The 848-nt window shown below is 73.1% G+C and carries 1 protein-coding gene; it reads right to left on the bottom strand.

Annotated features, from left to right (window positions below; all coding sequences use genetic code 11):
- Positions 1-848, bottom strand: an 848-nt coding sequence (locus tag GTP55_RS29165) for a carboxylate--amine ligase (protein ID WP_161048257.1), incomplete at both ends; no start/stop codon positions are given.

Below are 848 nucleotides of genomic sequence, written 5' to 3'. Positions count from 1 at the left end.
CCAGCGGTCGGTCTGCGGCTCGCGCCACAGGCGCGCCGGCTGCGCCACCCGGCATGGCGGCGGCGCGCCGCCGGTCTGGTGATGGTAGGCGGCCAGCGCCAGGTTGGTGCCGTTCAGGGTCGCCACCTCTTCCTGAAAATCGCTGCGGCCGACGGTCGGCTCGATCATGTAGAAACGGCCGTCTCGCTCGTCGCGCTTGTATTCCATGCTGCCCAGGCCGATGAAGCCGGCGGCGCGGAAGAAGGCGCTGGTGCAGTGGTCCAGCGCCGCCGCGTACTCGGGCGCGGCGATGCAGCTGGCGGTGCCGCCGATGCGCGGCGGCCACGAGCGCAGCTTGCGGCCGGTGAAGCTGGCCACGGCGCGGCCGTCGTCGCCGACGTACTGCAGACAGAAATAGATCGCGCTGTCGCCGCCGGGGATCCACTCCTGCACGATCAGCTCGGCCAGCACCGGCGCGATGCTGCGCCAGCGCTGCGCCGCCTCCTGCGCCGACTGCACCACGTAGGCCTTCTGGAAGCGCGCGCCGTAGCCGTAGTGCTTGTAGGCCGGCTTGAGCACGGCTGGATAGCGCAGGCCGGCCAGCTGCGCCAGGTCGGCCTCGCAAGCCAGCCCGACCGCGCGCGGAATCGCCGCCCCGCACGCCTGCGCCAGCGCCTGGAACGCGTTCTTGTCCATCAGCGCCTCCAGCACGCCGGGCGCGGGCAGCGCGATGCGGAAGTGCGGCAGCAGCCGGTCGCGGTCGCGCGACACGCTGCGCACCGATTTCTCCTCGGTCAGGAACAGCACCGGCCGCCCGCGCCCGCCGAGCCGGCCGGCCAGCGCCAGCAGCGCACCGGTCAGCGCCGGAT

This window comes from Duganella margarita, from assembly GCF_009857535.1.
GTDB classification, from domain to species: Bacteria; Pseudomonadota; Gammaproteobacteria; order Burkholderiales; family Burkholderiaceae_D; genus Rugamonas; species Rugamonas margarita.
Note: the sequence above shows the minus strand (reverse complement) of the source record. Positions and strands in the feature narration are given on the sequence as shown.